The 13,216-nt window shown below is 62.8% G+C and carries 14 protein-coding genes; 7 read left to right on the top strand and 7 right to left on the bottom strand.

Translation table 11 applies throughout. The features are described from left to right. Positions 1-214 precede the first annotated feature (214 nt). The 3 genes from CG51_RS05915 to CG51_RS05905 all read left to right on the top strand — a co-directional run bounded on the left by CG51_RS05915 (position 215) and on the right by CG51_RS05905 (position 3,050). Positions 215-1,096: an ABC transporter permease gene (locus tag CG51_RS05915; RefSeq protein WP_035743106.1), complete on the top strand. Its 882-nt coding sequence runs from the start codon at positions 215-217 to the stop codon at positions 1,094-1,096. Next, a complete protein-coding gene (locus CG51_RS05910) occupies positions 1,093-1,899 on the top strand; it encodes an ABC transporter permease (RefSeq protein WP_035743104.1) in 807 nt (268 codons plus the stop codon). Before CG51_RS05915 ends, CG51_RS05910 begins: the two co-directional genes overlap by 4 nt. Before the next feature lie 68 nt (positions 1,900-1,967). Beyond that, a complete protein-coding gene (locus CG51_RS05905) occupies positions 1,968-3,050 on the top strand; it encodes an ABC transporter ATP-binding protein (RefSeq protein WP_035743275.1) in 1,083 nt (360 codons plus the stop codon). A 2-nt stretch (positions 3,051-3,052) separates the two neighbouring features. Here the strand turns inward: CG51_RS05905 and CG51_RS05900 are convergent, their stop codons facing one another. From CG51_RS05900 to CG51_RS05870, 7 genes are all read right to left on the bottom strand, one after another. Beyond that, positions 3,053-3,463: a GNAT family N-acetyltransferase gene (locus CG51_RS05900; protein WP_035743102.1), complete on the bottom strand. Its 411-nt coding sequence runs from the start codon at positions 3,461-3,463 to the stop codon at positions 3,053-3,055. Between the two features lie 9 nt (positions 3,464-3,472). Further along, positions 3,473-4,087 (bottom strand): TetR/AcrR family transcriptional regulator, encoded by a 615-nt coding sequence (locus CG51_RS05895; RefSeq protein WP_035743100.1) that lies wholly within the window; start codon positions 4,085-4,087, stop codon positions 3,473-3,475. Beyond that, positions 4,080-4,961 carry a polyphosphate kinase 2 gene (gene ppk2, locus CG51_RS05890; protein WP_035743098.1) on the bottom strand — a complete coding sequence of 294 codons (882 nt, stop codon included), beginning with the start codon at positions 4,959-4,961 and terminating at the stop codon, positions 4,080-4,082. The genes CG51_RS05895 and ppk2 overlap by 8 nt, the downstream gene beginning before the upstream one ends. Positions 4,962-5,008: 47 nt before the next feature. After that, a complete protein-coding gene (locus CG51_RS05885; protein WP_035743096.1) occupies positions 5,009-5,980 on the bottom strand; it encodes an alpha/beta fold hydrolase in 972 nt (323 codons plus the stop codon). Then, entirely contained in the window at positions 5,967-6,893 is a 927-nt protein-coding gene (metA, locus tag CG51_RS05880) for a homoserine O-acetyltransferase MetA (RefSeq protein ID WP_035743094.1), read from the bottom strand. The genes CG51_RS05885 and metA overlap by 14 nt, the downstream gene beginning before the upstream one ends. Positions 6,894-6,919: 26 nt before the next feature. Then, positions 6,920-7,792, bottom strand: a complete 873-nt coding sequence (locus tag CG51_RS05875) for a hypothetical protein (RefSeq protein ID WP_035743092.1) — start codon at positions 7,790-7,792, stop codon at positions 6,920-6,922. 83 nt (positions 7,793-7,875) lie between these two features. Continuing rightward, a complete protein-coding gene (locus CG51_RS05870; protein WP_035743090.1) occupies positions 7,876-8,955 on the bottom strand; it encodes an OmpP1/FadL family transporter in 1,080 nt (359 codons plus the stop codon). Between the two features lie 421 nt (positions 8,956-9,376). Between CG51_RS05870 and CG51_RS05865 the strand changes: the two genes are divergently transcribed. Genes CG51_RS05865 through cysW form a run of 4 tightly spaced genes read left to right on the top strand, consistent with a single transcriptional unit; the run spans position 9,377 to position 13,162 of the window. Beyond that, positions 9,377-10,486, top strand: coding sequence for a sulfate/molybdate ABC transporter ATP-binding protein (locus CG51_RS05865; protein ID WP_035743088.1), 1,110 nt, complete (start codon positions 9,377-9,379; stop codon positions 10,484-10,486). Continuing rightward, positions 10,483-11,481, top strand: coding sequence for a sulfate ABC transporter substrate-binding protein (locus CG51_RS05860; protein ID WP_035743086.1), 999 nt, complete (start codon positions 10,483-10,485; stop codon positions 11,479-11,481). Before CG51_RS05865 ends, CG51_RS05860 begins: the two co-directional genes overlap by 4 nt. Then, positions 11,478-12,332 (top strand): sulfate ABC transporter permease subunit CysT, encoded by an 855-nt coding sequence (gene cysT / locus CG51_RS05855; RefSeq protein ID WP_035743083.1) that lies wholly within the window; start codon positions 11,478-11,480, stop codon positions 12,330-12,332. Before CG51_RS05860 ends, cysT begins: the two co-directional genes overlap by 4 nt. Continuing rightward, the gene (gene cysW, locus CG51_RS05850) at positions 12,329-13,162 is read left to right on the top strand and encodes a sulfate ABC transporter permease subunit CysW (protein WP_035743080.1); all 834 of its coding nucleotides are present in this window, start codon (positions 12,329-12,331) and stop codon (positions 13,160-13,162) included. Before cysT ends, cysW begins: the two co-directional genes overlap by 4 nt. The last annotated feature ends 54 nt before the right edge of the window (positions 13,163-13,216 follow it).

Genomic DNA, 13,216 nt, shown 5'->3' with positions numbered 1-13,216 from the left:
ATGGGGTGACGCCCATTGCCGGCCCGACGCTTCGCGACACTCCGGCGGCATGTCCACGACACCGACCGGTGGAACGCCCTCGTGTGCCCGAGAATTGGGCGGTGGATGAAGAAAACGCCACCGGGGCGCAATGCCGCGTGGGAGCGGGCTTTTCTCTGGCGGCTGTTTCTGCCTAAATCGCCGGAAGGACCGGAAACGGCGTAGGGACAATGGGATGGCCAACAGGGGGAACCGCTTAAGCGAACCCGAAGTGAGGAGCGGATATGCGCTGATTGCGCCGCCGTTCATCTACTCGGTGCTGCTTCTGGCGGTGCCGGTCGGGCTGATCGTGCTCTACAGCTTCTGGACGGATGGTTATCTGGAGATCATCAAGACCTTCACGATGGAGAACTATGTCGCCGCCTGGACGGAGCCGCTCTACCGCCAGGTGATGCTCCGCTCCCTCGGTGTTGCGGCGATGGTGACGCTGGTGACGGTGGTGCTGGCCTATCCGGTGGCCTATTACGTGTCGTTCCACGTCACTGGCTCAAAAAAAGCGCTGTGGCTTTTCCTCATCACGATCCCCTTCTGGACGAGCTATCTGATCCGGGTCTTCCTGTGGAAGGTGATCCTTGGGTACAATGGGGTGCTGAACACCGGGCTGATGAAACTCCGCCTGATAGATGAGCCGCTCACCTTCCTGCTCTACAATGTGAACTCGGTCGTCATTACGCTGGCCCATGCCTATGCGCCCTTCGCGATCCTGCCGATCTTCGTGGCGCTCGAGAAAATCGACCGTTCGCTGCTGGAGGCATCGCAGGATCTGGGGGAGGGTAAGGTGATGTCCTTCCTCCGGGTGACGCTGCCACTTTCCATGACGGGAGTGATCGCTGCGGTGATGATCGTGTTCATTCCCACCATCGGGGATTACGTGACGCCGAACCTCGTCGGCGGCCCGCAGGGGCAGATGATCGCCAACGTCATCCAGCTTCAATACATGCGGCTCGACAACTATCCGCTGGGATCGGCGCTGGCCGTCTCCGCCATGCTGATCGTCGCGGCGGTGTCGCTGGTGTTCCTGTTCCTCAACCGCCGCTTCCTGAAGGGGACGAAATGAAAGCGGGCGGCCTGCGTATCTACGCCTATCTCTACCTGCTGTTCCTGTACGCGCCGATCATCCTGCTGCCGCTGTTCGCCTTCAACGACGGCACGATCATCGCCTTCCCGCTGAACGGCTTCACGACGAAATGGTTTGATGAGCTGTGGACCATTCCCGCGCTGCATCAGGCCGTCAAGAACAGCCTCATCATCGCGATTTCCTCGGCGGTGTTCTCCACCATGCTCGGCATCTTCGCGGCTCGGGCGATCACACGCTACGATTTCCCGGGCAAAACAGCGATGAGCGGGCTGATCATGCTGCCGCTGGTGCTGCCCGAGGTGATCGTGGCGGTATCGCTTCTGGTCGTCCTGCTGGCCATGGGCATCCCGCTGGCCTTCTGGACGGTGATCTTCGGACATGTGCTGATCTGCACACCCTATGCTGTGGCGATCCTGTCTTCGGCCTTCTCCTCGCTCGACCGTTCGCTGGAGGAGGCCTCCATTGATCTGGGCGAGACGCGGATGTCCACCTTCCGCCTCGTCACGCTTCCGCTGGTGGCGCCGGGGATCGTGTCGTCGCTGCTGATCGCATTCACCATCTCGCTTGACGAATTCATCATCGCTTACTTCCTCACCGGATCGCAGCCGACGCTGCCGGTCTATATCTTCTCCCAGTTCCGCTTTCCGGCGAAGGTGCCGGTGGTCATGGCGCTGGGGACAATTCTCGTCATCCTGTCCGTCGTTCTCCTGACCCTCGCCGAGATGTTCCGCCGGCGCGGTGTCCGCCGGCGTGGCGGGGTCGATACCGGAGGCTTCCTGTGACGCTCTCGCCCGCTCCCACCTCCCGTCCCCCCCGTCCGGGCCAGCGTGTCCAGCCTTCGGGCCGCCCGATCATCGAGCTGCGGGACGTCCAGAAATACTACGGTGATTACCACGCCCTCCGTGGCATCACTGCCGATATCCGGCAGGGGGAGTTCTTCTCGCTGCTCGGCCCTTCCGGTTGCGGCAAGACGACCCTGCTCCGCACCATTGCGGGGTTCGAGGACTTGTCCTCCGGCACCGTCCTGATCGACGGCAAGGACATGGCCGGCGTCTCCGCCAACCGGCGCCCCACCAACATGGTCTTCCAGTCCTACGCGATTTTTCCCCATCTTTCAGTGGAGGAGAACGTGGGCTTCGGCCTTCGTCGCGACCCTGGCACAAAGGAGGAGAAGTCTCGTCGCGTGGGCGAGGCGTTGGAGATGGTGGGGCTTTCCGGCTACGGCAAACGGGCGGCGCATGCGCTCTCGGGCGGGCAGCGGCAACGGGTGGCTCTGGCGCGCGCGCTGATCCTGAAGCCCAAGGTTCTGCTCCTGGACGAGCCGCTCTCCGCTCTCGACAAGAAAATGCGGGAGCAGATGCAAGTTGAACTCATCAAGCTCCAGCGGCAAGTGGGGATCACTTTCATCCTCGTCACCCACGATCAGGAGGAGGCGCTGGTCATGTCCGACCGCATCGCCGTGATGTTCGAGGGGCAGATCGCGCAGATGGACGACCCCGAAGTGCTCTACCGGCGACCGAAGACCCGCGCCGTGGCGGATTTCATCGGCATGATGAACTTCCTGCCCGCGGAGGTGCTGTCCGATAGCGCGGGCCGGGCGGAGGTACAGTCACCGGGGCTTGGCCGGTTCACGCTGGAGGATGCACAGGCGCCGGGCGGCGTGCGGGTCGGTGCGGCCAGCATCGGCATCCGGCCGGAATCCATGTCGCTGATCTATGGCGATGAGGCGATCAATCCGGCCCAGCAGGTTTCCGAAGGCGTGGTGGACGAGGTCGTCTACTACGGCGACATGACCTATTACGACGTGCGTCTGGACGGGTTGGAGGAGCCGGTTCGCCTGTCGATGAAGAACCTGATTTCCCGTCCCGTGCTGGATCGCGGCGTGCGGACGCGGGTCGCGTGGGATCCACGATCCGCCGTGCTCTTCGTCTGAGATCAGGGTAACAAGGTCGCCATGCCGATGGACGCGGGCGCCACAGGCGCAAAGCCGTATTGCGCATAGAGGTGACGCGCCTCGCCATCGGCGATGAGGCTGACATAGGCGCCGGGGGCCAGTTCTTTCAGGCGCGTCATGATCCGCGCCATGATGGCCTTGCCGAGCCCCTGGCCCTGATGACCCGGCTCCACCGCTATATCGACGATCTGGAATACGGTTGCCCCGTCACCGATCACCCGGCCCATGCCGACGGTGCGCCCGCCCGTTGTCACGCAGACCCCAAGGACGGAATTCGGCAGGCCGATCCGCGCGGCGGCAAGCGACTTCGGTGAGAGACCGGAAACCTCGCGCAGACGACAGAAGTCTTCGGCGGTGGGCAGGCTGTCGAGTAGGCTGTAGCAGTCGTTCATACTCTCATCTCAGTTATCGGGCGGCAGCAGGCCGAGTCCGCGAAGATAGATGCCGATCCCTGCCTCCAAAAGCTCTTCAGGCGGGAAGGGGGATCGGGCACCCGGTGCACCCCGACCGTAAAGCTCTACCACGCCGTGGCTCATCGCCCAGATATGCGCGCTGAACATGGAGGCGGGTGGGCGTTTTTCGGGGGGGATGTTTTCCGAGAGCCGCACCGCCGCCCGCTCCAGCACGCCCCGCGCGCGCGCCGCCGCATCGGCAAGGCCGGGCGAGATGTTGGGGGAAATCCCGCTTTCGAACATGGCGATGTAATGGCCGGGAAACTTGCGGGCAAAGGCGATGTAGGCGCGCCCCGTCGCCTCGAAGGCCGCAAGAGCCGTCGGCCCGCTGTCAAAGGCGAATTCCATCAGGTCGGCGAAGATTTCGTACCCCTGCCGCGCGCATTCGGCGATCAGGTCGTCGCGCCCCGCAAAATGCCGATAGACGGCCGCAGGCGTCACACCGGCAGCCTTCGCGGCTTCCGACAGGGTGAAGCCCTGCGGTCCCTTCTCCTCTATCAGCTTCAGCGTCGCATCGACCAGCGCCTGACGGAGGTTGCCGTGATGATAGCCGCGTTTAAGCATCCCACATGTCGAGCCCGCCGCAGATCTTCGGATCGGGCTGGCCGATGACCTTCTTGTCGCGTTCGTCGTAGTCGAGGCTGAGCAGGATGGACTGAACCACCGCGATCCGCTCCCGCCGCTTGTCGTCCGAGCGCACGATGGTCCAAGGCGCGAAATCGGTATGGCTGGAGATCAGCGTCTCACGGATGGCGGCGCTGTAATCATCCCAGCGTTTCAGCCCCTCGACGTCGATGTCGGAAAGCTTCCACTGCTTCAGCGGATCCTGTTCCCGCTGGAGAAACCGGCGGAGCTGCTCGGCCCGTCCAACGCTCAGCCAGACCTTTATGAAGGTTATGCCCTCACTGACGATCATCTGCTCGAAAGCGGGAAGCTGGCGGAAGAAACGGGCGCGTTCCGCGTCGGTGCAGAAGCCGAAGACCTTCTCTACCACGCCCCGGTTGTACCAGCTCCGGTCAAAGAGGACGATTTCGCCCGCGGCGGGTAGGTGCTCCACGTAGCGCTGGAAATACCATTGCGTCTGCTCCCGGTCGGAGGGCTTGGAAAGCGCGACCGTATGCGCGACGCGGGGGTTCATGTTCTCCGTCACCGAGGCGATGGTCCCACCCTTGCCGGAGGCATCGCGCCCTTCAAACAGGATCAAGAGCCGCGATCCCTTGCGGCGCACGTGAGACACAAGTTTTGCCAGTTCTATCTGAAGCGGCTCCATTTGCGCATTGTAGTCGTCTTTGGACAACTCGGTGCGATAAGGATAATCATTGGCAAGAACATCTTTCTTGCCTGCCTTTCTGATCGCCTCTCTGATCTCCTTCGGCGCGTCCTTTTCATAGAACGCTGAAATAGCGCCATCGAATGGCAGCTTGCTTTTGTCAGTCATGGCGTTCCCCCGCTATGTCGCTGGCCCGAACATGTCCACTATCCAGATCATCGTTCCGACGGCAATGGGCGTGGAACATCCCCAGAGCGAAGTCGCGCCCTCTGTATTGCGGCGATCACCGCATCGGGGTGTGTGTGATGGAGCATGTGCCCGCCATTTGGAATCACGCTCAGCACCGCTGAGGGCACATCGATCGCGAGCGCCTCGCCGTTGCGGCGAACGGGTACGATGGCATCCGCATCGCCATGAAGCACCTCCACCGGCAGGGTCAGTCCGGGATACCCCTGCCGCAACCGGCGGAGCGCCCGGCTGAGGGCCGCCACCTGCCGGGCATTTGCAGTGAAGCTCGCGGGGCGAAGTGTGAGCGCCAGCCCCGCCGTCTGCGCATAATCGCCGGGCGCAACCTGGGGGGCGAACGCGGGGCCAAAGGCGGCGCGCATCATGCGTGGCGTGGACCATGCGGTGAAGAAGGGTGCGGAAAGCCGGCCGGCAAAGGCTGTGGCCAGCAGCCGCGTGGTCAGCGCGACGGGCCGGGGATAAGGGTGAGTCGCTGCGCTGATCGCAACCACGGCCCTGACCCTTCCTGGACGCTGCATCGCCCAAGCAAGCGCCACCGCGCCCCCATAGGAATGACCGACCAGGATCGGATTGCGAATCCCCAGCTTGTCCGCCGCCGCGCTCAGGAACTCTGCCTGCGCCGCGGGATCTGTTTCCCGGTCGATCTCGTCTGTCCAGCCGAGCGAGGGGCGGTCAAAGAGTGTGACGCGGAAAGCGTCGACAAGGCGTGGCAACAACGCGGAAAAATCGCGGTGATTGCCGCTCGCCCCGTGAATGAGCACCAGGTCCGGGCCATGCCCGCGGGTGACCGCCTCCACCCGTATGCCGTCCAGGATGAGCGGGGCGCCGACGGCAGGATACTCCGCCTCCGCCCGAAGGGTGTTCCGCTTCGCCCGATGGCGGGTGAGGAGCGTGAAGCTCCCGCCTGCCACGAGGGCGATGAGGAGGCTACCGCTCGCCAATCTCGCTCATGTCATAGGGCGTGGACTGGTAGATTTCGTTGATCCAGTTGCCGTAGAGCAGATGGGCGTGGCTCCGCCAGCGGTTCACCGGCGGGCGGGCGGGATCGTCATCGGGGTAATAGTTGAGCGGCACGTTGATCGTTTTTCCCTGAACCACATCCCGGTCGTATTCTTCCTTCAGAGTATGAGTATCATACTCGAAGTGATTGAAGATATAGAGCGCGCGGTGAGCCGGATCCTCTACCAGACAGGGACCGACCTCGTTGGAACCGAGCAGCGTGACCAGCCCGTCATGTGCATCGATCTCCGCCTGCCGCATCTCTGTCCAGCGGCTGACCGGAATGACGAAGTCGTCGGAGAATCCGCGGAGATAGGGAGATGAGGGCGACATGTTTGTATGACGGAAACATCCGAAGGACTTCGACGGCAGGATGTGTTTCTGAACGCCGTGAAAGTGGTTGATCATCGCCATTCCGCCCCAGCATACGCCAAAGGTGGAGTGGACATTGCCCTGCGTCCAGTCGAAAACCTCGCGCAGTTCATCCCAGTAGGTTACGTCTTCGAAGGCCAGATGCTCGATGGGCGCGCCGGTGACGAGCAGGCCGTCAAACTTCTCGCCCGAGGCCTTCACGTCCTGGAACGGGCGGTAGAATTCCTCCATGTGCTCGGCGGCGGTATTTTTCGTCTGATGTTCCGACATGCGGATGAGTTGCAGGTCGATCTGCAGCGGGGTGGCGCCGATCAGGCGGGCGAACTGGTTCTCCGTCTGGATCTTCTTCGGCATCAGGTTCAGCAGCCCGATACGCAAGGGGCGGATGTCCTGCCGGGCAGCTCGATCGTCCGACATCACCATGACGCCCTCTCGCGACAGGACATCGTAGGCGGGCAGGTTCTCGGGCAGTTTGATCGGCATGATGCGGCTCCTTCCAGAGCGGCGAGTTATGCTCTCGCGCGTTTGTCCTCAAGCTCTCTCGCGACAAGGGCCGCAAAGTCATCGGACGATCTCACCCGCGCCACATCCTCCGCATCAAGGCTGATACCCCAGTTCCGGGCCATGGCAGCATAGCGCGGCTGGCGGTGGGCGAGGGCCCGGGCATAGGTCCAGCGGACGAAAGCGTCGGGATCGACGTCCGTCTCTCCAAGACCGGTATCAGTCAGATAGGTCGCCCAGGCATCATGCAGGAAGGACGGCTGATAATACATCGGCTTTGGCGCGCGGTCGAAACGCCGGACGAGTTCGGCGGTATGCGCCTCCGACCCCCTGATCCAGATGAGCAGGGCACGGGAGGCAAGTGCCGTCAGCACCGTGTCCTCCGGGTCGTCGGGATCGACGACCTCGCAGATGGAGCCGCCGGAGTCGCAGACGAAGTGCGGATAGCCGTAGATATCCTCTGACCGGTCGATGAAACGCCCGGTATCGAGCAGCGAGGCGATCTCTGCCTCCCGGTGCTGCTCCTGCCGCTTCATGTATTCGGCAAAGGGCAGGCCGCCCTTTTCCGGGTTGCCGGGTTTGCCGAGATAGGTGGAAAGCGGTGCGAGATTGTCGAAGGTGATGTTGGAGCCGATGAAGATCGAGTCGCTCATCAGAAGGTCGCGCAGGAACGGGTTCCGCATCGCTTCGCGCTTGAAGTTATCGACGATGAATTCGCCCATGTAGCGCGTGCCGATGCGATAATCGACGGAGTAGTGGAACCAGCGCCCGCTGTCGCGCAGGATGTTGGAAACATGGGTCTTGCCAAGCCCCGACATGCCAAACAGCAGCACCCGTTTCGCAGGCGCGTCGAGCCAGTCGGGGGCAGTGGCGTAGATCATGATCCCTCCGGTTTTGCCGGAGGGATAACCGCTTCGATCCGGCATGGGTAGCCCCGTTCGCGCGGGAACGGGGCAATTGGCGATCAGAAGGCGTAGCCCACTTTCATGGCGGCCAGCAAACCTTTCTGGTTGAAGGTTGCGGTATAGGCTCCACCGATGTTCGTCTCGCTGTCCCGCATGTCGAGATAGGAGAGGCCAGCCGTCACCTTCATCGGGCCATGGGTATAGGTTCCGGCCAGACCGATGCTGCGACGCCCGTTCGGCGGCCCGAGGTTGGAGGAATAGCCGTCCATCGCGGTTTCATAACCGAACAGAACGGCCCCGGACCAGGTTTCGTTGAATTTGTGGCCAATGCCCACCACGACGGTGGTGGTATCGTCCTCATAACCCACCATCGGCCCGCCAGTCAGCATGTTGTAGGCCGGCGGATTGATATCGAATTTGGACCATTCCACCCAGCGGATGGAGCCGAAGGCCAGCCAATCGGGCGCGATTCCGGTCTGAAACTCGAGCTGAACCGACTTCGGGATGGTGGTGGTGAAGCGCGTGTCGCCCACGAACGTATCCCGCGCCCCGAAATCATGATCGATGGGGGAGCTATAGGTCAACGCGACGCGAACCGCGTATTCCGGGATCTCGTAGGCCACCCCGGCCAGCCAGCCCAGGTCGGTCTCCGAATCCGTCTGCATTCCATAAGTGAATTGCGGCGTGTTCAGATTCACGTGCCCGGACGTTCGCAGCACGCGCAGGCCGCCATAGATGCTGAAATTCTCATTGAACTTGTAGCGCGCCATGAGGGTCGCGCCGTTGGAGCGCACCTTGGCCCGGGTCCCCGCGAGGGGATAGTGCGTGTCGGATGGATAGCTTACATCGGCGCCTACCGGCTGATCCAGCACGAGCGCCACGTCCAGATCCGGCGTGACGGGATATTTCAGCCCGAGGATGTATGTGTTGAAATTCCCCATCACGCCGCCGCCGGTCGACACCGGCAGGCCGTTCAACCGCCCGCTCGAGTCGAGATTAACCGTACCGAGGCTCAACTCCACATAGCGACCCTCTTCGAACAGGATCGAGGATGAGGTGAAGGTGCGCTCGATGGCAGCAGCTTGTGCGAGAGTGGCGGACAACCCGAAAAGGGCTGTCGAGAGCAGCAGTCGTTTCATTTTCCCCCCTTTTGGGCGCAGCGCGCGGCACGCCCTTGTGATGAGGCTAGATAACGCATGCAAGCGGTCAACGGTAACCCAAGGGAAAGCAGATCGTTTTTTGGGTAAGAGGCGGGGGTGCTACACCTGAGGTTGCGTACTTGCCGATGATGGCGAGTGTTTCTCCCCCCTTGCCGAATCCAGGCGAGCGTTCTGCGGTCGAGGCTGCAGGGCGTCGGATATTCCGACGGACAGCCCGGCATCGGATTTTCTTCCTGTGATCTGTCTATGATGGGTGAGGCGAATAGATAAATATTCTATATGTAAGCCAGTAAATAAGATACTATGCTTACAATAACACAAAAATCGCCCATCCTGTTTCCTTGTTCACGGTTTTCGCCGCCTCTAGCTTCCGTTGACCCGGAACCCGAGGACAATGGTAATGGCTCTGATCATCGAAAGGCTCACCAAACGCTTCGGGACCACGGAAGTGCTTCGGGGAATTGGGCTGGAAATCGGCTCGGGTGAGCTGGTCGCGCTGCTGGGTCCATCCGGCTCCGGCAAGACGACCTTGCTCAGAATCATCGCGGGGCTGGACTGGCCGGATGCCGGGGCGATTTCCCATGACGGGACGGATTGGCTGGCGCTGGACGCGCGGACCCGAAACACCGGGTTCGTATTCCAGCACTACGCGCTTTTCCCGCACATGACCGTGCGCGACAACATCGCGTTTGGCCTGACCGTCCGCCCCCGCTCCCGTCGCCCGGCAAAGGCGGAGATCGCGGCGACGGTGACGGATCTGCTGAACTTCCTGCAGATCGCACATCTTGCCGACCGTTATCCGGCCGCTCTTTCCGGCGGGCAGCGGCAGCGTGTGGCGCTCGGGCGCGCAATGGCCATCGGCCCGGAGGTTCTGTTGCTTGACGAACCCTTCGGCGCGCTGGATGCCGCCGTGCGCCGCGATCTGCGCCGCTGGCTGCGCGAGGTGCATGAGGCGCGCGGCACGACCACTGTCTTTGTCACCCACGATCAGGAGGAAGCCTTTGAACTGGCAGACCGGGTCGTGGTGATGGGGGAGGGGCGGATTGAGCAGATCGGCACGCCCGACGAAATCTACGACCATCCCGCGACGCCCTTCGTGGCCCGCTTCCTCGGCGCGACGGTCGAACTGCCGGTCACGCTCAGGGCTGGGCGGGTGGAGGCTGCGGGCGTGGATGCATCGCATCTGCCGCGGGTGGCCTATCCAGACGGGGCTGCGCGGCTGTTCCTGCGCCCCGGTGAGATCATCCCGGCGGTGGATCAGACATCCCCGTTCACGGTCTCGGCCATCATCAGCACCGGCGCCACGCTCCGGCTGTCCGTGACCGGTCCGGGCGGGCTGTCCTTCGATATCGAGGCTCCGCGCCGGTCGAGCGGGGTCGCGGATATCCGCACCGGTACCCCGATCAGGATGCGCCCCGAAGCGGGCCGTGTCTTCGCCGACGGAAAGCGCGCTCCGCAGGCCGCGCCGCTCGTCGCCCCTACCGCCATACTCAAGGAGAACCGTTCGTGAAACACGCCCTTTTCGGAGCCGTCCTTGCCGCAGGGCTGGGCTTCGCCGCGCCCGTTCTGGCACAGGACAAGCTGCTCAACGTATCCTACGACATCGCACGTGAACTTTTCGCCGCCATCAATCCGGCCTTCGCCGAGAAGTGGAAAGCCGAAACCGGTCGCGACGTGACGATCGACCAGTCGCATGGCGGATCCTCCCGTCAGGCGCGCGCTATCCTTGAGGGGCTGCCCGCGGACGTGGTCACTTTCAACCAGGTCACCGATATCGACGTGCTGGCCGAAGGCGGCCTGATCTCGAAGGACTGGCGCGAGCGGCTTCCGAACAATGCCTCGCCCTATTACTCGCTGCCGGCCTTCCTCGTGAGACAGGGGAACCCGAAGAACATCCGTGACTGGTCGGACCTTGTCCGCGACGACGTCAAGGTGGTTTTCCCGAACCCCAAGACCTCCGGCAACGCGCGCTATACCTATCTCGGTGCCTATGCCTTTGCGCTGGATCAGAACGGCGGTGATCAGGCGAAGGCCCAGGCTTTCGTGAAGAAGCTCTTCTCGAACGTCCCGGTGTTCGACACGGGCGGCCGCGCCGCCACGACGACTTTCGCCGAGCGCGAGATCGGAGACGTTCTCATCACCTTCGAAGCAGAAACCGGCGGCATCGCGCGGGAATACGGCGACAAGGGGTTCGAGCGCGTGACGCCCTCCCTCTCTGTCATGGCGGATTTTCCGGTGAGCGTGGTGGATGAGGTCGCCAAGAAGAACGGTACGGAGAAGCTGGCGGCGGACTACCTGGACTTCCTCTATTCGCCGGAGGGGCAGAAAATCCTCGCCGAGCATTTCTACCGCGTGCATGACGAAGCCGCCGCGGAAGAGTTCGCCGAGAACTTCCCGGAGGTAAAGCTGGTAACGGTGGACGACGTTTTCGGCGGCTGGGAAAAGGCGCAGGCCGAGCATTTCGCCGAGGGCGGCATTCTCGACAGCGTGTTCGTCAACCAATGAGCCTCTCCGTCCCCTCCACCGCGCCGGTGCGGCCGAAACGGGTACTTCCCGGCTTCGGCCTCTCCATCGGCGTGACGATGATCTATCTCACGGTGATCGTGCTGGTGCCTGTCGCGGCACTGGTGATGAAGGGGGCGGATATCGGCTTGGCCCGCTACTGGCAGATCGTCACCGGACCGCGCACGCTTGCCGCATTTCAACTCACGCTGACGGCGGCGGCGATGGCGACGGTGGTCAACGCGGTCTATGGCCTGCTGATGGCATGGGTTCTGACGCGCTACGACTTTCCCGGCAAGCGGTTGCTCGACGCGCTCATGGATGTGCCCTTCGCTCTTCCGACGGCGGTCGCGGGCATCACGCTGACGGCACTTTTCGCCGGGAACGGCTGGTTCGGCATGTGGCTGGAGGCAGCGGGCTTTCCCGTTGTCTATACGATCTGGGGCGTGGCAATCGCGATGGCCTTCACCTCCATCCCCTTCGTGGTCCGCACGGTTCAACCTGTGCTGGAGGATCTGGATCACGCACTGGAGGAGGCCGCGACGACGCTGGGCGCGCGGCCCTTCACGATCTTCCGCCGGGTGATCTTTCCCGCGATTCTGCCCGCCTTTCTGGCTGGGGTGACGCTCTCCTTCGCGCGCTCGCTCGGGGAGTTCGGCGCTGTGGTGTTCATCGCGGGCAACCTGCCGTTCGAGACGGAGATCGCCTCGTTGCTCGCCGTCATCCGGCTGGAGGAATACGACTATTCCGGCGCCGCCGCCATCGCGCTGACGCTGCTGCTCTTTGCCTTCGTCCTGCTCGTGCTGTCCAACCTGCTGCAATCCTGGGCGATGCGCCACAAGGAGGCCGCATGACCGCAGCCACCGCCACTGGCGCGCTTGCGCCTCGCCGGAGCGTGCTGGTTCCCCGGCTGCTGATCGGGCTGGCCGTGGCGATGACGCTGGTGCTGGTCGTCGTGCCGCTCGTCTATATCTTCTGGCGCGCCTTCGGGCAGGGATGGGCGGTCTGGCAGGCGAACATCCTGCATCCCAACACGCTGCACGCCATCTGGCTCACGACGCTCACCGCGCTCATCGTAGTGCCGCTGAACGTGGGATTCGGGCTTGCTGCTGCGTGGCTGGTGGCGCGTTTCCGTTTCCCGGGGCGGAAGTTCGTCATGGCGCTGGTGGAGATCCCGTTCTCCATTTCGCCGATCATCGCCGGTATCTGCTACCTGCTTCTCTACGGGCGGCAGGGGCTGCTGGGGCCCTGGCTAGCCGCACATGACATCCAGATCCTCTTTGCCTTGCCCGGCATCGTCATGGTTACCCTGTTCGTTACCGCTCCCTTCGTCGCGCGGGAGGTGCTGCCGCTCATGCAGGCGCAGGGAAGCGAGCAGGAGCAGGCAGCCGTCACACTCGGCGCATCCGGTTGGCAGGTGTTCCGGCGGATAACACTGCCGAACATCCGCTGGGCGCTGCTCTACGGTGCCGTGCTCTGCACGGCGCGGGCGGTAGGAGAGTTCGGCGCGGTTTCTGTTGTTTCGGGCAATATCCGCGGCCAGACGAACACGCTGCCCCTACAGATCGAACTGCTCTACAACGACTACAACGCCGTCGGCGCCTTTGCTGCCGCCACTGTTCTGACGTTGATCGCTCTGCTCGCCCTCATCGCCAAAGCCTTCGTTGAAGCGCGTCGGTCATAAACCTTCTGTTAACCTTGCCGTGAGATCGTCGATTCTTGAAGAATTCGATTGATT

It is taken from the genome of Haematobacter missouriensis, from assembly GCF_000740775.1.
GTDB lineage: Bacteria > Pseudomonadota > Alphaproteobacteria > Rhodobacterales > Rhodobacteraceae > Haematobacter > Haematobacter missouriensis.
The sequence above is the reverse complement of the archived record's forward strand: the minus strand, read 5'-3'. Positions and strand labels throughout refer to the sequence as shown.

Coding starts and splice junctions, on each gene's coding strand:
- CG51_RS05865 (WP_035743088.1), top strand. CDS start 9,377: ATGGCTCTGATCATCGAAAGGCTCACCAAACGCTTCGGGACCACGGAA.
- metA (WP_035743094.1), bottom strand. CDS start 6,893: ATGCCGATCAAACTGCCCGAGAACCTGCCCGCCTACGATGTCCTGTCG.
- CG51_RS05910 (WP_035743104.1), top strand. CDS start 1,093: ATGAAAGCGGGCGGCCTGCGTATCTACGCCTATCTCTACCTGCTGTTC.
- CG51_RS05915 (WP_035743106.1), top strand. CDS start 215: ATGGCCAACAGGGGGAACCGCTTAAGCGAACCCGAAGTGAGGAGCGGA.
- CG51_RS05870 (WP_035743090.1), bottom strand. CDS start 8,955: ATGAAACGACTGCTGCTCTCGACAGCCCTTTTCGGGTTGTCCGCCACT.
- CG51_RS05875 (WP_035743092.1), bottom strand. CDS start 7,792: ATGATCTACGCCACTGCCCCCGACTGGCTCGACGCGCCTGCGAAACGG.
- ppk2 (WP_035743098.1), bottom strand. CDS start 4,961: ATGACTGACAAAAGCAAGCTGCCATTCGATGGCGCTATTTCAGCGTTC.
- CG51_RS05900 (WP_035743102.1), bottom strand. CDS start 3,463: ATGAACGACTGCTACAGCCTACTCGACAGCCTGCCCACCGCCGAAGAC.
- cysT (WP_035743083.1), top strand. CDS start 11,478: ATGAGCCTCTCCGTCCCCTCCACCGCGCCGGTGCGGCCGAAACGGGTA.
- cysW (WP_035743080.1), top strand. CDS start 12,329: ATGACCGCAGCCACCGCCACTGGCGCGCTTGCGCCTCGCCGGAGCGTG.
- CG51_RS05895 (WP_035743100.1), bottom strand. CDS start 4,087: ATGCTTAAACGCGGCTATCATCACGGCAACCTCCGTCAGGCGCTGGTC.